This is a genomic window from Microlunatus elymi, from assembly GCF_007362775.1.
Classification (GTDB): Bacteria; Actinomycetota; Actinomycetes; order Propionibacteriales; family Propionibacteriaceae; genus Microlunatus; species Microlunatus elymi.
The window spans coordinates 1828648-1847921 of the sequence record NZ_CP041692.1 but is presented as its reverse complement, the minus strand read 5'-3'; the positions used below and the strand labels follow the sequence as shown (position 1 = coordinate 1847921).

Here is a 19274-nt window from a genome sequence, read left to right as displayed (position 1 = left end):
TGCTGTCGGTTTGCACCGACCATGATCATTTGGCACCGCCGTTCTTCTGCAACTGTTCTTCGTACTCCTTACGCATCTGGTCACCGCCGCCGGAGCGCCAGGCGCTCAGCAGGCTGTCCAGCTCGCTGATCGGCTTGTGGCCCTGGATGATCTGGTTGACGCCGTCGTTGAAGTTCTTGTCGATGGTCGCGTTCTTCGACGCGTACGCGTTGGAGAACAGACCGACCGTCGGGTTGGCGATCCCGGTCGGGATCTCCAGCGACTGGTACTTGTGCTGAGTGTCGGCATCCTGCGGCCGGCCGGGCTGGTACACGGTGTAGGGGGCATCGGCCAGGTACCGGATCGGGATCACGGTGTTGGCGGTGCCTGTCGCCGTCAGCACCGGATCTCCGGCGGCCGTCTTCTTGTGATCAACACCCTCTTGGCCGTACAGCCGGTAGAGGTACTCCTCGGTGCCGAACGGTGCCGCGAGATAGTTCAGCATGCGGAGGATCAACTTGATCTTGTCGGGACTGTCCTGCTTCTTCAGCGAGGTGATCGAGTAGACGCCCCCGCCGTACGCCCAATGAGCCAGACCGGATCCGTCGCGTTTGTAGTCCGGCATCAGGCCGAGCTTGAAGCCCGGCGTCGATTCGTTGTCCAGGATGTACTGGGTCCAGCCCGGATAACCGTCGTGAGCGTTGATCGCACAAGTGCCCGCGTTGAAGAGCTGCTTGAACGGCTGCGAGGTGTCGAACGCGTCGGGATGGATCACGCCGCTCTTCCACATCGCGATCATGTCGGTGAGCGACTGCTTGTACTCGTCGGTCTCGTACCGGTTGGTGAGCTTGCCGCCCTCCTCGCGCCACCCGTTCGGTTCGCCGTTCATCCGGCCGAAGATGCCGAACGGCTGGCCGATCAGGCTGAACGCCCAACGCCGCTTCTTCGGATCGGTGAGCGCCTTGGTGGTCGCAATCAGCTCGTCGTAGCCCTTGGGTTCGGGTGAGAGCCCCTTGGCCTCGAAGAGGTCCTGGCGGATGAAGTTGTAGCTGCCGATCTTGCCGCGCGGAATCGGGATGCCGTAGATCTTCCCGTTGTAGATCGCCGACTTCCAGGTGAAGGTCGGGATGTTGGCCAGGTTGGGGTAATCCTTCACCGCGTCGCCGGCCAGGTATTCGTCCAGCGGGGTGAACTGCTTGTCCAGCAGCGACGGGAAGTTGGCCACAACCTGCATCTGTAGCGCATCGGGCAGGTCCGAGCCGGCGATGGTGGTGGCGAACTTCTGCGTGTAGTCCGCGTTGCCGACCATCTGCAACTTCAGGTCGATGCCCATGCGCTCGTTCAGTCCGGCCCAGTAGGTGTTCTTCGGCGGGCCCGGCGGGACGGCGTAGTAGATGTTCGCCATCCCGGTGACCGTCTCCTTGCCGGTGCCCGGCTTGTCCGGGACAGACTTCGGGTTGTCGGACGGGAACCGACGGAACGCGGGATCGACACCTTGCTCGGTGCCCGGAAGATCCGGCTTCAGGCCGGTGTAGGCGACGTAGGTCGGCAGTTTTACCGACTCGTTCTTCGACGCCGTGTTGGTGTCGGCGGTGCCGCCCTTGCTGCAGCCGGACAGCGTCGTACTGCCCGCCAACAGGGCCGCGCCACCGGCACCGGCAAGCAGGGCCCGGCGGCTGACCCTGGGCTTGGTGAAGATGGACACAAATTCCTCCTTGAATCTGTTCCGTCGGTTGATTGACGGTGTGAAAGAGATGCGTACGGCAACCCGACCGCCGACGCAGGTGGGACTTCGATCCGGCTGACTTCGGTGGTGACGACCTCAGCCCTTGACGGCGCCGATCATGACGCCCTTGGCGAAGTGGCGTTGCAGGAACGGGTAGACGATCAGGATCGGTACGATCGCGACCACCAGGATGGCCATCTGCAGCGGTAACTGCGGCGGCATCACTTCCGACATCCCGACCTGGTCGCCACCGATGGTGGTCTGGTTGACCACGAACGTCCGCAGCACCAGCGCCATCGGCCACTTGTCGGTGGTCTGGATGTACAGCAGGGCGTTGAAGAACGCGTTCCAGTAGGCGACCGCGTAGAACAGGCCGATCACCGCCAGCACCGCCTTCGACAACGGCAACACGATCCGGGTCAAGATCGTGAAGCTCGACGCACCGTCGATCTCGGCGGACTCGAACAACTCCTGCGGCAGCTCCTGGAAGAACGCCCGCATCACGATCACGTTGAACGCGTTCACCATCACCGGCAGGATCAACGACCACCACGAGTCCAACAGGTTGAACTCCTTGACCACCAGATAACTGGGAATCAGACCCGGCGTGAACAACACCGCACCCAGCAACAGCAACAACATCGGCTTGGAGCCGAACGACTTACGCGACAACCAGTACGCCAACCCGGCCGTGGTCGCCAGCGACAACAGGGTGCCGACCACCGTGATCCCGATCGAGATGATCATCGCGCGGGTGACCACGCCACCCGACAAGATCGCCTTGTAGGCGTTCAGCGACGGAGAACTGGTCCACATCACCATGCCACCGGCCGACTTGTTGATCGTCTTCTGATCGGCCAGCGACGTCGCCAACACCGACCAGAACGGGATGATCACCAAGATCACCGAGATGAACAGCGCGATCGCCTTCACCACCTGGACCAGCGGATTCGGCCGCTCCATCCACACCGGCCGCTTGCGCGTCTTCACCGTCGACTGCGGGGTGCCCTTGGCCTCGGCCTCGTGCTCGGCAGCTTCCAACGTCGTCACTTCTCGTACACCCCCCGCTCACCGAACACGTGAGCCAACTTGTTCGCCCCGATCACCAGCAAGATCCCGATCACACTCTTCACCAGACCGGCCGCCGCCGACATTCCCCAGTTCCCGCCGATGATGCCGTTGTTGTAGACCCAGGTGTCCAGCACCTCACTGGCCTCCAACCCGACCGGCCCCTGCTGCAGAATGATCTGCTCGAAACCGACCGACAGGCTGTTGCCCAACCGCAAGATCAACAACAGGATGAACAAGCCCTTCAGGCTCGGCAACGTGATGTGCCACAACCGCCGCCACGGACCCGCACCGTCGACCGCCGCAGCCTCGTACAACTGCTGATCGACCTGCGACAACGCAGCCAGGAAGATGATCGTCCCCCAGCCGGCGTCCTTCCAGATCGCCTGCGTGGTCAGCAAACCCTTGAACAGATCCGGCACACCGATGATGTGGATCTGCGGCAGACCGTGGTTGATCAAGAACGTGTTCAACATGCCCGCGTTGCCCAGCATCTGCTGGAACAACGCCACCACGATCACCCAGCTCAGGAAGTGCGGCAGGTAGAGGATCGACTGCAACAGCCGCTTCAACTTCTCCCCGGCCAGACTGTTCAACAACAGCGCCAGGAACAACGGCACCGGGAACACCAACACCGTCTGGATCACCGTCAAGATCAACGTGTTCACCAACGCGTTCAGGAACGCCGGATTCCCGTCCCACAAGAACGAGAAATTCGTCAACCCGACGAACGGCGCCTCGGTGATCCCCAGGTACGGCTGATAATCCTGAAACGCGATCACGTTGCCCAACAACGGCAAGTAGTGGAACAAGATGATCACGATCGCACCGGGCAACCCGATGCCGACCAACAACTTGTCCCGCGACAACCGCCGCATCGTCCGGCTGAACCGGCCGCGCTGCAGCGCCGCGTCTTCCACGTCCCCGGTGGAAATCGCTTCCCGCACTGGGCGGGTAACACTTGTCTGACCCACTGAGATACCTGCTCCTTCGAAGGTGCGAACAGTCCTCGCATTCTCTACCAGGGAACGCGAAACTGCCAAGTTCACCCCCTGTGCCGAACCTACGATTGCTGGCTCGGAGCAGTTTGGCAAGGGTTTGCCCAGAATTTCCAAGTTGATGCGATACCGTTATTTGAGGTAACCTCACGACCTTTGTCTCGCCCTCGGCGAGGAACTCCAGACCCACTCGACATCGTGCGCCTTCGCGTCGTGGCCGTTGATCGAGAAACCGGTTCATACGCCGATTTCTGTTGCACCAAAGGAGTGGCCAAGCGCCGGCGGAGGCAAGCTGGAAACCGATCCAGCGCTCCATCATGATTCGCCCGATCGACGGCGCTCCGAACACCGACTCGCCCGGGCGCCACCCGGCAAGTGCGCACTTTCGCAATCTCCTGCAGCCCCTCGAGCGCGGCCCGCTTCGCGCGCACCGGCGGCGCTCCCGCGCAAGTTCGTACTTCCGCGGGAGCGCCGTGGGTGCGCGGGAAGCGAAACGAGGAGGGGGATCGGGCTGCTCGGCGATCGGTCGAACGGCACCGAACCTCGGCTACTCGGGCTTCGTGGGCTGCCGCGCTCCGAATGCACACGCGAACGCGATGCCAATGGCGACGCCGATGGCGATCCCGAACGCGACGTTGTGCATCGCCGACCCGAGGGCAATGCCGATGGCGATCCCGATCGGCAACCCGAGGGCCCAATTGGGTCCCGAAGGATTGCCGTCCGTGCCGCCCTCAGCCGGCTGCGGCTCGTCCGGATCGTTCGTCTCGCTCATTCGATCAAGCTATCGGGCGATCGCCCATCGCCACCTCCGCCGTACGACGGATCTTCACCGTCGAAAGGTCGACGGGCCACGCACCTTCCTGAGGACCCTTTGGCCAGGCTCCGGAACGATGGTTACGTTCTTGGTCCGCGCACCTTGCTCAGGACCCTTGGGGTCAGGTCCCTGGAGAGCTGGTTGCGTTTGCGGTCCGCACACCTTGCTCAGGACCCTTGCGCGATCCCTGCCCGTCGTCCGCTTGGGCACGATTGCCGCGCCACGAAAGCTTGAAGATCAAATTGAACGCCAGTCGAGCGCCCCAGCGCGAGACCGACTCCGCAGCGAAGCGGAGGAGTCGGCGATAGCTATCCGCTCAAGGCGACCACGGCGGGGGTCCGGGGGGCGCCCCCCGGAAGTCTCGCCGCCAACCAGAATCGCGGCAGCGGCACTTACCCGACCGCGCAAGAAAGAACGGCTACGCGCTCTTTTCGCGCCGCTCGCGCTTGGGCAGTTTGTCCCGCGGGACCAGGGTCGGCAGCACCGAGTCGTTGACGACCTCGGCGTTGATGATCACCTGGGCGACGTCGTCGCGGCTCGGCACGTCGTACATCACGTTGAGCAGGACCTCTTCGAGGATCGCCCGGAGGCCGCGCGCGCCGGTGCCGCGCAGCAGCGCCAGATCCGCGATCGCCTCGATCGCCTCGTCGGTGAACTCCAGCTCCACACCGTCGATCTCGAACAGCTTCTTGAACTGCCGGGTCAGCGCATTCTTCGGCTCGACCAGGATCCGGATCAGCGCGTCCCGATCGAGCGGGCTGACGCTGGAGATCATCGGCAGCCGGCCGATGAATTCGGGGATCAGGCCGAACTTGACCAGATCCTCCGGACGGACGTCGGCGAACGGGTCGTCGGAGGCCGGCTTGCGGGACTCGACGTCGTTGTTGAACCCGAGCGGCCGCTTGCCGACGCGGGCATCGATGATGTGATCGAGTCCGGCGAACGCGCCGCCGACGATGAACAGCACGTTGGCGGTGTCGATCTGGATGAAGTCCTGATGCGGATGCTTGCGTCCGCCCTGCGGCGGCACGCTGGCCGTCGTACCCTCCAAGATCTTCAACAGCGCCTGCTGTACGCCCTCGCCGGAGACGTCGCGGGTGATCGACGGGTTCTCCCCCTTGCGGGCGATCTTGTCGATCTCGTCGATGTAGATGATCCCGGTCTCGGCCTTCTTGACGTCGAAGTCGGCAGCCTGGATCAGCTTGAGCAGGATGTTCTCGACATCCTCGCCGACGTAGCCGGCCTCGGTCAGCGCGGTGGCGTCGGCGATCGCGAACGGAACGTTCAGCATCTTGGCCAGCGTCTGCGCCAGGTAGGTCTTGCCGCTGCCGGTCGGGCCGATCAGCAGGATGTTCGACTTGCCCAGCTCGACGCCGTCGTCCTCGGCGCGACGAGCGGTCGGGCCGGCCTGTGCGGCCTGGACCCGCTTGTAGTGGTTGTAGACGGCAACGGCCAGGGCGCGTTTGGCGCTGTCCTGGCCGATCACGTACTGATCGAGGAATTGGCGGATCTGCACCGGCTTGGGCAACTCGTCCAACGTACGGGCATCGCTGCTCTCGGAGAACTCCTCCTCGAGGATCTCGTTGCACAGATCGATGCACTCGTCGCAGATGTACACGCCCGGACCCGCGATGAGCTTCTTCACCTGCTTCTGGCTCTTGCCACAGAACGAGCACTTGAGCAGGTCGCCGCTCTCTCCGATCCGCGCCATGCCGCCTCCTCCCCCACCGACCGAGTCGCCTCGCCGGTTGGAGTCGTCTACGAGTTTCCAACCCTAGCCCGGTGCTTCCGCCCGGGACAGGATTTTCCTCCTGTGCCGGTACGGGGGTCTGCCGCCACCGGAAGCGGCAGACCCTCGTCGTTCGTGCCTACTGCTCGATCAGGCTCGATCGCTGCTCGGGGCATCCTTCAGCGACAACAGAATGTCGTCGATGATCCCGTACTCCTTGGCCTGCTCGGCGGTCAGATACTTGTCCCGCTCGATGTCCTTGCTGATCTCGCTGGTGTCGCGGCCGGTGTCGGACGACAGCATGCCCTCCATCAGCTCCCGGATCCGCATGATCTCGCGGGCCTGGATCTCGATGTCGGAGGACTGTCCGTAGCCGCCCTCGGTGGCCGGCTGATGGATCAGGATCCGGCTGTTCGGCAGCGCGAGCCGCTTGCCCTTGGTGCCGGCGGCCAGGATCACCGCGGCGGCCGAGGCAGCCTGGCCGAGGCAGACCGTACGCACGTTGGGCTTGATGTAGCGCATCGTGTCGTAGATCGCGGTCAGCGCGGTGAACGAACCACCGGGTGAGTTGATGTAAATGTCGATGTCACGCTCGGAGTCCATCGACTGCAGGCAGAGCAGCTGCGCCATCACCGCATTGGCGATGTCGTCGCTGATCGGCGTGCCGAGGAAGATGATCCGGTCCTCGAAGAGCTTGGTGTACGGATCGATCCGGCGCATGCCGTAGGAGGTGCGTTCCTCCCACTGCGGGATGTAGTACTCCATCCGGGGCGACAGCCCTCCCTGCATATTTGGGGAAGGCGCTGCCAGTCCCGACGGCATGGTGTTGTGGTCGGTCACCTGGAACTCCTTCACTGGTTGGGCGCGTCGGCGGCGCGGATCTGGGAAGCCGAATGGAAGACGTGGTCGATGAAGCCGTAATCCCTGGCCTGCTCGGCGGTGAACCAGCGGTCGCGGTCGGAGTCGGCCTCGATCTGGGCCAACGTCTGCTCGGTGTGCTCGGCGATCAGGTTCTGCATCACCGACTTGATGTGCAGAGACTGCTCGGCCTGAATCCGGATGTCGGAGGCCGTACCGCCCAGGCCGCCGGACGGCTGGTGCATCATGATCCGGCTGTGCGGCAGCGCGTACCGCTTACCCTTGGTGCCGGCGCACAACAGGAACTGGCCCATCGAGGCGGCCAGCCCCATGGCCACCGTGGCCACGTCGTTGGAGATCCACTGCATGGTGTCGTAGATGGCCATGCCGGAGTCCACCGAACCGCCCGGTGAGTTGATGTAGAGCCAGATGTCCTTGTGCGGATCCTCCGCATTCAACAGCAGCATCTGGGCGCAGATCGCGTTGGAGTTCTCGTCCTTCACCTCGGAGCCGAGGAAGATGATGCGGTTGGCCAGCAGGGACTGGTAGACGTTGTCGTCCAACCCGAAGCTGCCGTTGCCCTTCGCCGCCATCTGGGTCGAGCGAGTCTCATTCGACGTACTTTGCAGAGCAGGAAGTGCATTCACGGGTGCGAACCTACCGCCCACCCCGGACGAAACTGAGCGCTGTATCGCGGTGTTCGCTCTGGGCCGATTAGGCGCCTGCTGGGTGGGGTGCCGCTGCCACCGATTTGCGTCGGCCCTTCGCCACTCGGTCGAGTCGGGAGCCAGCGTTGTGCTAGGGATCATTCCCAACCACGACCGCAGACCGTTCGCCCTAACGCAACCTACGCATGCACGTCGAGCGCGCTAGCGCGAGACCGGCGCCGAAGCGCAGCTGAGGCGTCGCGGCGACCGTACCTGTGAAGGTGCCCACGTCCGGGGGTCCGGGGGTCGCAACCCGGAACGTACGACGCCAGACCGGACAGCGGCAGCAGGCACCCAACCCGACCGCGCGGCAAGGCGGTATGGTCGGCGAATGGCTGTCCTCTCGAACTTCTCGGCGACCAAGATCACGGGTGACTTGGCCGATCTCGGGAACTACCGGGGCCAAGTGGTCCTGATCGTCAACACCGCTTCGAAGTGCGGGCTGACCCCGCAATACGCTGGTCTGCAGAAGCTGTACGAGACCTACGCCGATCGCGGCCTGGTGATCTTGGGATTCCCGTGTGATCAGTTCGGCAACCAGGAGCCCGGCTCGGAGGCCGAGATCGCCGACTTCTGCGAGCTGAACTACGGGGTGAGCTTCCCGATGTTCGCCAAGATCGAGGTGAACGGGCCCGGCGCGCACCCGCTCTACCAGTGGCTGACCACCGAGCAGCCCGGCGAGGACGGACCGGCCATCGAGTGGAACTTCGCCAAGTTCCTGATCAACAGGGACGGCGAGTTGATCAAGCGCTACCACCCCAAGGTGACCCCCGAGGACCTCGCTCCCGATGTGGAGTCCGCGCTCGCCTGAGCCGGTCACCCAACCCGGGCACAGGTGCCGAGTTGCTCGAGGAAAACGAGCGACTTCGGCAAGAATCCCCTCACTCTGCTCGAGCAACTCGGCTTGGGCCTGCCGCCCTCGGGCTGTGGATAACTTCCGGGCGTCGCGACGAAACGGCCGCAGAGTTGGGGAATGCCGCCATCTCGGTTCGAACAGGAACTGCAGCACACAATCACGCCGCTGACCGCGACGAGCCTGAAATCGCGCGGGATTACCCAAGCCCGCCTCGGCGGAAAGGCGTGGCGCCGCATCGGCCAGGGGCTCTATTTGCCGAGCGCCGAGGTCAACGCGGGTGCTCCGATCCCGACTGCGCAACGAGTCCTCAACGCCCGTCCCCTGCTGGCGGCTGATGCCGCCCTGGGCGGCTGGGCTGCAGCCTACGTTCTCGGGGTTGACTGGCTGGACGGCATGGACCCGTGGACCCGACAGTTGCTGCCGATCGATCTGGTCGGCACGAGCCGCCGGCAAAGCCACGATCTGATCAGGTATCGATTCGCGCGACAGAAGCCACGAGTGATCATCCGCCACGGCATTCCGATCACCGCACCGCTGCAGACGGCAGCAGACGGGGCTCGCTGGGCCGGGACAGTCGAGGAAGCATTGGTCTTCCTGGACGCGATGGTCCGGTTCGAGGTGGTCGGGCCACGCCGGTTGCTGGCACACCTTGATCGCCTGAAATCCCTACAGGGCTTGGGTCATGCGCGTGCGGCCGCCCGATTGACCCGCCCCAACGTGTGGAGCCCATGGGAGTCCGGACTGCGCTACTGCTATCGGATCCAGGCCGGGCTGCCGGAGCCGTTGATCAATGTACGACTGTTCGACGATGACGGCGTGTTCCTCGGCAATCCGGACCTGTTCGACCCGGACGCAGCACTGGGCGTCGAGTTCGACGGCGAGCATCATCGCGATCGTCATCAACACCGGCGAGACAACATCCGCGAGGAGCGGTTCGAATCCGTAGGCGTCACCGTGGTCCGGGCGGACAGCCTGGACCTGCGGTGGAGGAAACGGCCGTCACTGATCCGCCGCATGATCGACGGATACCACCGAGGTCAGCGCCGCGATCGGAGCCACGACCGGTGGATGATCGACCCCTCGGGGGGCTACGAATGATCTTGCTCGAGGAGAGTGCTGATGAAACGCCCGATTCGCCGCATTTCGCTCGAGCAACTCCAGGATTGAGTCAGCGGTCGGTGGCCAGACGGGCGTAGAGGACGTAGTCCTCGCGTCCCGACGGCCCCGGGGCGAAGCCGCGCATGACGCCCTCCTCGAAGAAGCCGAGCTTCTCCAGGACGCGCCGCATGGGCCGGTTGCCGACCGCCGTACCGGCTTGGATTCGCTGCCAGCCTTGGACAATCAGGTCGTCGGTTAGCAACCGGACTGCGCCCGTACCGATGCCTGCTCCGCGCCTCCCCGGGAACAGCGTGATGCCCAACTCACAAACACCTGGCGGGGTGGCGTTCTTCGGCGCCCGGGCTTGGATGTCCCCGACCAGCTCGCCGTCGACCTCGATGCCGTACGTGACGAAGCCGTCCCGGTCGAGCGTCGGTGACTTTTCGATCATGGAACGCAGCTGATCCGCGAGCTGTTGCCGATCGGTCGGTGCGTCCATCCGACCGTCGCCGGCACCGTCGACCAGCGCATCAAGATCATCAAGGGTGAGCGTACGGAGGCTGACTCGGCCGTCGCTGATCATGGTCGAACGATAACGAACGGGAGCCGATGCCCCGTGGCATCGGCTCCCGTACGAAGTTGATCTTGATCTTTACAGATCAGGCCTTGGCGTCGGCCTCCTCGGCGGACTCTTCGATGACCTCGGCGGACTCCTCGTCCTCGGACACCTCGGCGTCGGCTTCGGCCGCAGCCTGCGCCGGATCGGCGATGCTGCCGTCGGCCTGCAGGTTGGCCAGCTCGACCGGTTCACCGTTGCTGTCGGTCACCTTGGCCGCCGACATCATCAGGTCCAGCACCTTGCTGCGGCGGATCTCACCCATGTATTCGGATACGTGGTTGTGCTCCAGCATGTGCTGGACTTCCTGGTCCGGGGTGACACCGGTGGCCTGTGCGCGCCGAACGATGAACTGGGTCAGCTCATCCTGCTCGACGCCGATCTCGCGGTCGTCGGCGACCTTGTCCAAGATCATCTGCGCCTTCAGCGCATCCGCCGCGCGCTTCTCGGTGTCGGCCCAGAAGGACTCGACGTCCTTCGGCGCATCCTCGTCGTCGTCCTCCTCCTCGTCGGACTCCTCCAAGTAACGCTCCAGGGTCAGGCCGGCCTGCGCGAGCTGATTGTTGATCTGCTCCTTGCGAGCCTCGACCTCGGTGTTCAGCACGCCTTCGGGGACATCGGCATCGACCTGGGCGATGATCGCCTCCAGCACCGCGTCGCGAGCGGCGTTGGCCTGCTCGACCCGACCGGTCTGAATCAGTTCGCGCTTCAGGTCCTCGCGCAGTTCCGCGATGGTGTCGAACTCGCTGGCCAGCTGGGCGAACTCGTCGTCGGCGGCCGGCAGGTCCTGGACCTGCACCTTCTTGACCGTGACCTCGATCTCGGCCTCTTCGTCCTTCAGCGGACCGCCGACCAGGACGGAGGTGAACTTCTTCGAGTCGCCGGCGGAGAGCCCGAGCACGGCCTCGTCCAGGCCGTCGACCATCCGGCCGGTGCCGACCTCGTACGAGATATCGGTGACGTTGGCGTCCTCCAGCACCTCGCCGTCCTTGCGGGCGACCAGGTCGATGGTCAGGTGGTCTCCGTCCTCGACCGGGCGGTCGACCTCGTCCAGCGAGCCGAACCGGGCGCGCAGCGACTCCAGCCGCTCGTCCACGGCCTCGTCGGTGATCTCGATCGCGTCCACCTGCGCCTCGACGGTGTCGAAGGCCGGGACGTCGAAGTCGGGCCGAACGTCGACCTCGGCGGTGAACTCGACCACCTCGCCGTCCTCCAGCTTGGTGACCTCGACCTCGGGCTGGGCCAGCGGGCTGAGCGAGTTGTCGGTGACCGCGGTGTTGTAGAGGTCCGGGATGGCGTCGTTCAGCGCCTCGGAGAGGATCGCGCCGCGGCCGAACCGCTGATCCAGGATCCGCGGCGGCACCTTGCCCTTGCGGAAGCCCGGGATCTGCACCTGCGAAGCCAGATCGCGGTAGGCCTTGTCCATGTTCGGCTTCAGTTCCGCGAACGGGACCTCGACCGTGATCTTCACCCGCGATGGGCTCAACTGCTCGACGGTGCTGGGCACAGTAATTACTCCTGATGCACCGGACGGCTGCGTTTGGCCGGTGCGCGCGCTAGACGACATTCTGATCAGAGGGGCTCGATTCCGAGCCTTGGCAATCCTACGGTCGGGCGCTGGCAGGGCCAAACCTGGTACGCGCTGGGGTTGCTGACGCGAACGCAGAGCGATACCCCGGGCGCGGAGGACCGATGGGCACGGCTACGACCCGGCTGGTGCGCGAACGCGCCAGGAGTCGGATCGGGGCAAGGCGACGGGGCGGCCACGAGTCGAGGTGTGGCTTCGGTTCGAGTCCGCCCGGATTCTGCCGAATTTCGCACGCACCCGATCGGAATCCGGTAGAATGTGATTCACGAATTAATTCACTGCCGCCGTCGAGTTTATCCAGCCCAATTCGCTCGAATTAATTGTGCTGATGATTCCCCGGTGGCATTCTGGATGTCATGCTGGACGCCTCCGGAATTGAACTCTGCCGACGTTTCTATCAACAGCAGGTCCGACCTTCCATCGCGGCCCTTTTCCCCGGACTGCCGCACGCGGCCGCCTTGCTCGGCCGCGGCTCCGAGGTGCTCGGTTTCGACGACAAGATGTCCTCCGACCACGACTGGCAGCCACGGACGTTGATCTTCGTCGACGACCGCGACGAGTCCACGACCGACGTGGTCGAGGCCGCCCTCCGCGGTGTCATTCCCGAGCGGTTCGAGGGCTACCCCACCGGCCTCACCGTGACAACGACTCGGAGTTATCTGCAGGAGCAATTGGCGATCGACATCAAGTGTGTGATCACCCCGACGGACTGGCTGACTCTGCCCGAGCAGCGACTGCGCATGATGGCCGGGGGCACCGTCTACCACGACGAGGTCGGGCTGCGGGAGTCACTCGATCGGATCTCCTACTACCCCGACGACGTGTGGCGCTACCTGATGCTCGCGGCCTGGTGGCGTATCCACCCCGAGATGAACTTGGTCGGCCGAATCGGCTACGTGGGCGACGACCTGGGGTCCCGGCTGATCACCGCCGACATGGTCGACGGCATCATGCGATTGTGCTTTCTCCTGGAACGCGAATACGCCCCGTACCGGAAATGGTTCGGCACCGCGTTCTCCCGACTGAAATGCGGGGCGGTCATGGTGCCAATCCTGCAACGTGCACTGTCCGGAGTGTCTTGGCCGGACCGGGAGGCAGCCCTGATTGACGCCTATCGAGAACTCGCCGCCATGCACAACGCCGCCCGGGTCACCGATTTCGTGCCGACCGAACTCGTACGAATGTGCGGGCGGCCGTTCGGTGTTCACTGGGGCGACTTCCCGGGAGCGCTGCGGCAGGCGATCACCGATCCCGAGGTGTTGCGGATCGCGGAGTTGTGGCCGACCGGGGATGCCGACCGCGTCCGGGAATGGATCTGGCTGCCGAAGCATCGCCATCGCCTGGTCGCCCTGGCCTCGCCGCACTGACGCCCGCCGACGCGCACGGGGCGCGGTTCGAGCGGTTTCCGGTTGTCGGTTCCTTCCCGCCGTGCCCTAAACTCGTCGAGCACCGCCTGAGCGCAGGCGGGCCGGGGCGTAGCGTAGTGGCTAGCGCGTCTGCTTTGGGAGCAGAAGATCGCCGGTTCGAGTCCGGTCGCCCCGACCGTGACGCAAAGGCCTTAGCCTGATGTGATGCCGGACACACCAGCCAGCGCGGGCGACAAGGGCGGACATCCTCGACTGAGTCGCCGATCATTGCTGGCCGGGGCCGGCGGCGTCGCACTGCTCGCCGGCACGGGCGCGCCGGCGGCCGACGCGTCGGGCGACAGCCGGCCGAGTGCGAGTTCGCGCTGGCCGGGACCGGCCCCGTACCGATTCAGGCTGCCGACCGGGGTGACGCTTCGTGACGTGGACGGTGGGCCGAACTACTTCGACCGGTTCTCCCCCGAGTTTCCGGCGGCCGGCACGTTCATGATCGGACATTGGGCGGTGGTCGGCATCGGCAGTCAGGCCGACCTGGATCGGCATCGCGGCCGGGTGAACACGTTCGTCGAGGACGCGTACAACCCGGACTGGCACGACTTCGACACCGCCGGTTTCTACGGCGTCGGTTCCCACGATCAGGATGTCGGCTCCCTGGTCACCGACGAACCCGACCAGTGGGCCGGCCCCGGGTACGGAGCCTGGACCGGCAAGAGCGGCTTCGTCGACGGCGTCTGCAAGTCCGGCAAGCTCGACTGCGGCTACACGGTCGTCGACACCCTGCTCTCCCGCGACAGGTCGAAACGATTCCGGTACATCGGCTACTCCAAGGTGTTCTCGATGATGTCCGGGGACGAACTCATGCACGAATGGGCTCGGCGCGCCGACGTGATGGGCTCCGACGTCTACTGGTTCACCGAAAAGATCTTGGACGTGCCGTACTGGGGTGCGAGCAAGATCGTCCTCGGCCCCGAACACGGCGACCAGGCGCTGACCGAGGCGCAGATCCGGCAAGCCTCGAACTACGGTCGCTTGATCAAATACACCCGCGGCCACATCGGCGTGGACAAACCGGTCTGGTCCGTGCACGAGATCGCCGCCGGGCCGACACCGGAGCAGCTGCGAGCGGGTGTCTGGTCGGCGATCGTCAACGGCGCGCAGGGCATCGTCTATTTCACGCACAACTTCATCGAGGAGGGCGGCTACGCCAACTCCTTCGACGATCCGCGCTACGCCGCTCACGAACGGATGGCTCGACGGATCTACACCGAAGTGCAGGATCATGCCGCGGCGTTGCACGGCCCGGAGGCTGTCGGTCTGGTCAGTAGCTCTGGTTCGGTCGACGTTCTGGCGAAGTGGAACCGGGGCCGGCCGACGCTGTTCTGTCACGAGCGCGATCAGAAATCACAGCGGGTGACCTTCACGCTGGCCGGGGCTCCGACCGGCTTGGTTTCGGTCTACGGCGAGAATCGTCACGTGATCATGACCGGTGGTCGTTTCACCGACACCTTCGCCGACGGCAACACCGTGCACATCTACCAGCTGTAGCGATCTCGGCGGCAGCGCCGCGGGCCGCGTTGTTGGCGCTGCCGCGGATCGACTACAGTGACGCCTCCGAGGGTGTCCTCCTGCGGGTGTAGCTCAATGGCAGAGCCCCAGCCTTCCAAGCTGGTCATGCGAGTTCGATTCTCGTCACCCGCTCCACCAAGCAGCGGTAACAACGTCGGACCAGATCGACTGAACCCGCCCGATCCGGCGGGTTCGACCGATCCCGTCCGACGTTTTTACCGCTTATCCAGGCGATCAGGGCATCGCCGGCTGTACGAGGCCGAGCAGGCCGTGCTGTTCATCGTCGGGGCCGGCGCTGAACCACAGGGAGTTGGTGCCGCCCGCGACCTGGTCGCCGACCAGCAGTCCCCACAGACCGTCGATCTTCAACGCACGCCCGGAGCCGTCCCGCAGGGCGCCGCGCAGTGCACCGGTCCGCTGGTCGAACGCGTGGATCCGGCCGTCACCGAAGTTGCCGATCAGCAGATCATCGGCGAACCGGCCGAACGACGACGGAGCGATCGCCAGCCCCCACGGCGAGTTCAGCACACCGCGGTTGGCGAACCGGTACAGGAATCGACCGCCGGTCGAGTACACGTCGACGAACCCGTGGCCGGGACCGGCAACGTCATCCTCGTGGGCAGCATCCTGCAGGGCGTACGTGACGAAGACGCGGCCACCGATCTCGGCCACATTGAACGGGGCGTAGCCGCGAGGAAGGAACGGATCGCGGAATCCGAACCCTGTCGGCACCCGCTGGAACGCGCCGTCGAAGACGTCGATCCGATTCTGGCCGAAGTTCGCGGCCACCAGCCGCGGACCGGAGGCAGCGTGCACCAGCGCCAATCCCTTGTAGACCGCACCCTTCGTGTGCCCGACCGCGACCGCCGCGGTGCCCTGATTCCAGGCCGACAGATCGCCGTCCTCACCGATGAAGATGAACCGCGCGGGCTGGCCGGTCCCGGGCACCGTGAACGCGGTGGTGTCGTTGGCGACCTGGCCGGTCGGAGCTCCGCCGGGGATGCTCACGACCAGCGGCACCTTGGTCACCGCGGCTCCCGGGGTGTCCGTCCGATACAGCGTGGACACGTCGGCGCCGTTGTCCGAGACCCAGACCGGCGTGTTGGGTCCGCGCGACATCCCCCACGGATTCACCAGATCGGGATCGGTCAGCGCCGCCACGCCCGGCTGGTCGGAGACGAGCTTGATCTCACGGAACGCGCCGAATCGCGTTCCGGGCCAGGACGCCGACTTCTCGGCGCCCGCCGCACCCGGTGGTGCCACCAGTAGACCGGTCAACGCCACCGAGACCGCGGCGCCGACCATGGTCCGCTTTGCAACCATCACAATCCTCCTTGACGTGGGTCTCGCCCGTCGCGAGTCCCCCGCTGCCCATACGGCGTTCGGTCGGCTGCGGTTCACGGCAGGTCGGCGCGTCCTGCCCGGACGGGACGTTCGCCCCGTGGTGCCCTACTCAGCGGACCGCCACGGCGGCCAACTCCGGAGCGGGTTGACCGAGCACCTGGCGGGCGATCGCGTCACCGATCAGCGGTCCCATGGTCAGACCGGCGGCGCCGTAGCCGGTCGCGACGTAGAGGCCGTCGTGGCCGGGCACCGCGCCGGCGATCGGAAGATCGTCGGTCAGTGGTCGCAGACCGACCCGGGTCTCGATCAGGGTGGCGTCGGCCAGTCCCGGCGCGACCGACAGCGCATCGCGGAGCACCTGAAGTTGGCCGGCCGCCGTCACTCTCGTGTCGAAGCCGCTGCCGGTCTCACGGGTCGCGCCGACCGCCACTCGCGAGTCGTCGAAGGCGACCAGGTAGTGATGCGACGGGAGAACGGTCGGCCAGTTCGAGGTGTCGGCCTCCACCCGGAGATGGGTGATCTGGCCCTTCTGCGGCGCGACCGGCAGCCTGAAGTTGATCTTGGCCAGCAGAGCACTCGTCCACGCACCCGCGGCCAGCACAACCGCGTCGGCATCCAGTCTTTCGCCGTCGACCATGATCGCCGGCCGCTTCCCGCCATGATCAACTCCGCCATGATCGACTTTGTCATGATCAACTTCTACGTGGCCTGCACGCCGGACGGCGCCGAGTTGAACGGCAGCAGCAAGCAGCCCGTCACGCAGAGTCCGGCCGTCCACCCGGCCGCCACCGGTGACCAAGATCGCTTCCAGGTCGCGTGCCAACGGTGGGAACAGGTGTCGCACCGTCGTCGACGATGGTCACCGCTACGCCGCGGCGTGCCAGCCCGAATGCTGTACTGGCGCCGGCGATGCCGCCACCGACCACGACCACTTCCTGATCACTCATTCGGTCATCCTCGCCGATCGGTGACCGGTGTCGAGTGCCGGGCTGGGTTGCTGCCCTTCGACAGGCTCAGAAATCTTGGTCAGGGGTGCAGGCGGACCACCTGGGGATCATGATCACTGGTCTGCTGGGCGTACTCGGCGTTCAGGTGGATGACCTGGTATTCGACCCGGCCGACGCCGCGGGTGGTCAGGATGTGATCAAGGACCTGGGAGATTCCGTTGTACACATAGGTGTAGCGCCGACTCGCCGGCAGCGTGCTGATCAGGTCGGCCAGGATCGGCGGCTCGCTTGCATCCGCGACGCCCGTACGCAGCACCGACAATGCAGGACTGAACTGGTAGTCGTTCAGATCACCGGCGACGACCACATCGGCCCGCCGATCGGTTGCCAGGATCTTGCGTACGAAGTCGTGCACGGCCAGCGCCTGGCCGGCTCGCTGGATCTCCGATGATCGGTCCGGATACTGGAACCGGCCGTCGGCGTTCTGATCGCCGCCCTTGGAGTCGAAGTGGTTGGCGATCACGAAAACGGGCTTGCCACGGAAGGAGAACTCGCCCACCAGGGGTTTGCGGCTGTCGTCCCAAACCCGGTTGGCCGGGTCGATCCGGCCCGGCGACAGGCTCAACGCCGGCTTGCCGTGCTTCGTGATGATCTTGGTCCCGGTGATCGATCTGTCCACCGAGTCCGCACCCCGATCGACGAACGACACCCGATCGGGGTTGTAGAGGAACGCGACCCGGATGTTGCCGCCGGGCTCGCCACCGTCGCGATCGTTGACCGGATCGACCTGCCGCCACGCGTACGACGGCCCGCCGGCATCGATGATCGCCGCGGTCAACTGCTGCAGCGTACGGTCCGCCCCGACCACGCCGTTGTCGGTGTCCCCGCTGTTGTCCTGAATCTCTTCCACAGCAACGATGTCGGGCTTGGCCAGGTTGTCCACGATGCCCTTCGCCAGTGCGGCGAACTTGCTGTCCGGATCGGACGGCGCGAGGTTCTCCACGTTGTAGGTGGCGATCGCCAACTGCTTGCGGTTCTGCGGATCAGCCTGCCCGCGAGCAAGATCATGATGCACGATCGGGCCCACCTCGGTCGCGTCGATCGAGTACCCGCCGTAGGCCGACCACTCCACCGGTCCGACCGTCGCGCCGGTGATCACGTCACCGACGTTGACACCGAGGGACGGATTCTCGATCGGGGTGATCTTGATCCGGCCGGTCGGTGTCCGGTCCTCTGCGCGCAACTCGGTGCCGCCGCGGTAGGTCACCGATTCGTCCGGCTTGATCGTGACGAACTGTTCGCCGTAGCTGTTGCTCGGACCGACCACTCGCGCGTCGTCGACCTGCACCCGCATCCCTTCGCGAGCCTCCCAGAAGTCCAGCACCGACCGCTTCGGCTGCAGCGCCGTCTTCTCGATGTTGCCGCCACCAAGATCAGGAGCGTAAGTGTCGGGCAGGTCCGCGGCGGTGATCTTCTCCGCGGCCGGCAGTTGCTGATCATGGTCGAGCATGGTCACGGTCGGCGCGGAGATCTCGGTGGTGGACAGGTTGGAGGTGTCCTCGACCGTCTCGCCACTGCCCAGCGGGTAGTAGTCCTGCACCGTTCCGGAGACCAGCACGGAGTCACCGACCGCCACACCCGGCTTGGACCGGAAGACGAAGATGCCCTCACTGGTGGCCGGGTCGTCGTCGGGTTGCGGGTCCTGGATCCAGAATCCGCGGCTGCTGCCGGAGGTCCGTACCGCAGTCACCACGCCGGGCACGTCGGTGACCAACTGATCGTCGTACGGCGACAGCCAGGCATCGCCTTGCAGGTCGTGGATGCGGACCGCGCTGCCGGACGGCTCGGCCCCGGCGGGTTGGCAGAACCAGGCGGTGAGCAGCGCCGCCGCGGAGACCATCGCAGCCAGGCCGCGCAGCCTTCGGCGCCGGGCCGCGGATCGCATCGTCGTTGATGAGTTGGTCGTCGACTGACTCCGTGTACGTGGCACCCTCGACACTCTGCCAACGGCCCGGC

The 19274-nt window shown here is 65.2% G+C and carries 17 protein-coding genes and 2 tRNA genes; 6 read left to right on the top strand and 13 right to left on the bottom strand.

What is annotated here, in order from left to right; translation table 11 throughout:
* Positions 1–25: 25 nt before the first annotated feature.
* The 7 genes from FOE78_RS08330 to FOE78_RS08300 all read right to left on the bottom strand — a co-directional run bounded on the left by FOE78_RS08330 (position 26) and on the right by FOE78_RS08300 (position 7765).
* Positions 26–1684, bottom strand: coding sequence for a type 2 periplasmic-binding domain-containing protein (locus FOE78_RS08330; protein ID WP_143985867.1), 1659 nt, complete (start codon positions 1682–1684; stop codon positions 26–28).
* Between the two features lie 117 nt (positions 1685–1801).
* A complete protein-coding gene (locus FOE78_RS08325) occupies positions 1802–2755 on the bottom strand; it encodes a carbohydrate ABC transporter permease (protein WP_228266107.1) in 954 nt (317 codons plus the stop codon).
* On the bottom strand, positions 2752–3720 hold the full coding sequence (locus FOE78_RS08320; protein ID WP_228266106.1) for an ABC transporter permease: 969 nt from the start codon (positions 3718–3720) through the stop codon (positions 2752–2754). Before FOE78_RS08320 ends, FOE78_RS08325 begins: the two co-directional genes overlap by 4 nt.
* 598 nt (positions 3721–4318) lie before the next feature.
* On the bottom strand, positions 4319–4543 hold the full coding sequence (locus FOE78_RS08315) for a hypothetical protein (protein WP_143985866.1): 225 nt from the start codon (positions 4541–4543) through the stop codon (positions 4319–4321).
* Positions 4544–5003: 460 nt separating this feature from the next.
* Positions 5004–6296: an ATP-dependent Clp protease ATP-binding subunit ClpX gene (gene clpX / locus FOE78_RS08310; RefSeq protein WP_143985865.1), complete on the bottom strand. Its 1293-nt coding sequence runs from the start codon at positions 6294–6296 to the stop codon at positions 5004–5006.
* Between the two features lie 168 nt (positions 6297–6464).
* Positions 6465–7136 (bottom strand): ATP-dependent Clp protease proteolytic subunit, encoded by a 672-nt coding sequence (locus FOE78_RS08305; RefSeq protein ID WP_407662652.1) that lies wholly within the window; start codon positions 7134–7136, stop codon positions 6465–6467.
* A 29-nt stretch (positions 7137–7165) separates the two neighbouring features.
* Entirely contained in the window at positions 7166–7765 is a 600-nt protein-coding gene (locus FOE78_RS08300) for an ATP-dependent Clp protease proteolytic subunit (RefSeq protein WP_143988681.1), read from the bottom strand.
* Between the two features lie 445 nt (positions 7766–8210).
* On the opposite strand from FOE78_RS08300, the gene FOE78_RS08295 reads away from it, so the two are divergent.
* Both FOE78_RS08295 and FOE78_RS08290 read left to right on the top strand, forming a co-directional pair.
* Positions 8211–8690 (top strand): glutathione peroxidase, encoded by a 480-nt coding sequence (locus FOE78_RS08295; protein WP_143985864.1) that lies wholly within the window; start codon positions 8211–8213, stop codon positions 8688–8690.
* 162 nt (positions 8691–8852) lie between these two features.
* Positions 8853–9833 (top strand): hypothetical protein, encoded by a 981-nt coding sequence (locus tag FOE78_RS08290; protein WP_143985863.1) that lies wholly within the window; start codon positions 8853–8855, stop codon positions 9831–9833.
* 70 nt (positions 9834–9903) lie between these two features.
* Here the strand turns inward: FOE78_RS08290 and FOE78_RS08285 are convergent, their stop codons facing one another.
* Positions 9904–10416: a GNAT family N-acetyltransferase gene (locus FOE78_RS08285; RefSeq protein WP_143985862.1), complete on the bottom strand. Its 513-nt coding sequence runs from the start codon at positions 10414–10416 to the stop codon at positions 9904–9906.
* A gap of 76 nt (positions 10417–10492) precedes the next feature.
* A complete protein-coding gene (gene tig / locus FOE78_RS08280) occupies positions 10493–11956 on the bottom strand; it encodes a trigger factor (protein ID WP_210414883.1) in 1464 nt (487 codons plus the stop codon).
* A 437-nt stretch (positions 11957–12393) separates the two neighbouring features.
* Here tig and FOE78_RS08275 point away from each other — a divergent pair, with 437 nt between their 5' ends.
* The 4 genes from FOE78_RS08275 (at position 12394) to FOE78_RS08260 (ending at position 15102) form a co-directional block, all read left to right on the top strand.
* Positions 12394–13404 carry a DUF4037 domain-containing protein gene (locus tag FOE78_RS08275; protein ID WP_143985860.1) on the top strand — a complete coding sequence of 337 codons (1011 nt, stop codon included), beginning with the start codon at positions 12394–12396 and terminating at the stop codon, positions 13402–13404.
* A gap of 102 nt (positions 13405–13506) precedes the next feature.
* A tRNA-Pro gene (locus tag FOE78_RS08270) sits at positions 13507–13579 on the top strand.
* 29 nt (positions 13580–13608) lie between these two features.
* Positions 13609–14946, top strand: a complete 1338-nt coding sequence (locus FOE78_RS08265) for a hypothetical protein (RefSeq protein ID WP_143985859.1) — start codon at positions 13609–13611, stop codon at positions 14944–14946.
* 82 nt (positions 14947–15028) lie between these two features.
* A tRNA-Gly gene (locus FOE78_RS08260) sits at positions 15029–15102 on the top strand.
* A 99-nt stretch (positions 15103–15201) separates the two neighbouring features.
* On the opposite strand, the gene FOE78_RS08255 is transcribed toward FOE78_RS08260, so the two are convergent.
* The 4 genes from FOE78_RS08255 to FOE78_RS08240 all read right to left on the bottom strand — a co-directional run bounded on the left by FOE78_RS08255 (position 15202) and on the right by FOE78_RS08240 (position 19248).
* Positions 15202–16290, bottom strand: a complete 1089-nt coding sequence (locus FOE78_RS08255) for a TIGR03118 family protein (RefSeq protein ID WP_143985858.1) — start codon at positions 16288–16290, stop codon at positions 15202–15204.
* Between the two features lie 130 nt (positions 16291–16420).
* Entirely contained in the window at positions 16421–17155 is a 735-nt protein-coding gene (locus FOE78_RS08250) for an NAD(P)/FAD-dependent oxidoreductase (RefSeq protein ID WP_143985857.1), read from the bottom strand.
* Positions 17067–17258, bottom strand: a complete 192-nt coding sequence (locus FOE78_RS24755; protein ID WP_143985856.1) for an FAD-dependent oxidoreductase — start codon at positions 17256–17258, stop codon at positions 17067–17069. Before FOE78_RS24755 ends, FOE78_RS08250 begins: the two co-directional genes overlap by 89 nt.
* A 79-nt stretch (positions 17259–17337) precedes the next feature.
* Positions 17338–19248, bottom strand: a complete 1911-nt coding sequence (locus tag FOE78_RS08240) for an endonuclease/exonuclease/phosphatase family protein (RefSeq protein WP_210414882.1) — start codon at positions 19246–19248, stop codon at positions 17338–17340.
* Positions 19249–19274 lie beyond the last annotated feature (26 nt).

Excerpts from the sequence above, each read along its gene's own strand:
- FOE78_RS08265 (WP_143985859.1), top strand. The coding sequence starts at position 13,609 with ATGCCGGACACACCAGCCAGCGCGGGCGACAAGGGCGGACATCCTCGA.
- FOE78_RS08295 (WP_143985864.1), top strand. The coding sequence starts at position 8,211 with ATGGCTGTCCTCTCGAACTTCTCGGCGACCAAGATCACGGGTGACTTG.
- FOE78_RS08315 (WP_143985866.1), bottom strand. The coding sequence starts at position 4,543 with ATGAGCGAGACGAACGATCCGGACGAGCCGCAGCCGGCTGAGGGCGGC.
- FOE78_RS08255 (WP_143985858.1), bottom strand. The coding sequence starts at position 16,290 with ATGGTTGCAAAGCGGACCATGGTCGGCGCCGCGGTCTCGGTGGCGTTG.
- FOE78_RS08290 (WP_143985863.1), top strand. The coding sequence starts at position 8,853 with ATGCCGCCATCTCGGTTCGAACAGGAACTGCAGCACACAATCACGCCG.
- FOE78_RS24755 (WP_143985856.1), bottom strand. The coding sequence starts at position 17,258 with ATGAGTGATCAGGAAGTGGTCGTGGTCGGTGGCGGCATCGCCGGCGCC.
- FOE78_RS08300 (WP_143988681.1), bottom strand. The coding sequence starts at position 7,765 with ATGGCGGCGAAGGGCAACGGCAGCTTCGGGTTGGACGACAACGTCTAC.
- FOE78_RS08275 (WP_143985860.1), top strand. The coding sequence starts at position 12,394 with ATGCTGGACGCCTCCGGAATTGAACTCTGCCGACGTTTCTATCAACAG.
- FOE78_RS08305 (WP_407662652.1), bottom strand. The coding sequence starts at position 7,136 with ATGCCGTCGGGACTGGCAGCGCCTTCCCCAAATATGCAGGGAGGGCTG.
- FOE78_RS08285 (WP_143985862.1), bottom strand. The coding sequence starts at position 10,416 with ATGATCAGCGACGGCCGAGTCAGCCTCCGTACGCTCACCCTTGATGAT.
- clpX (WP_143985865.1), bottom strand. The coding sequence starts at position 6,296 with ATGGCGCGGATCGGAGAGAGCGGCGACCTGCTCAAGTGCTCGTTCTGT.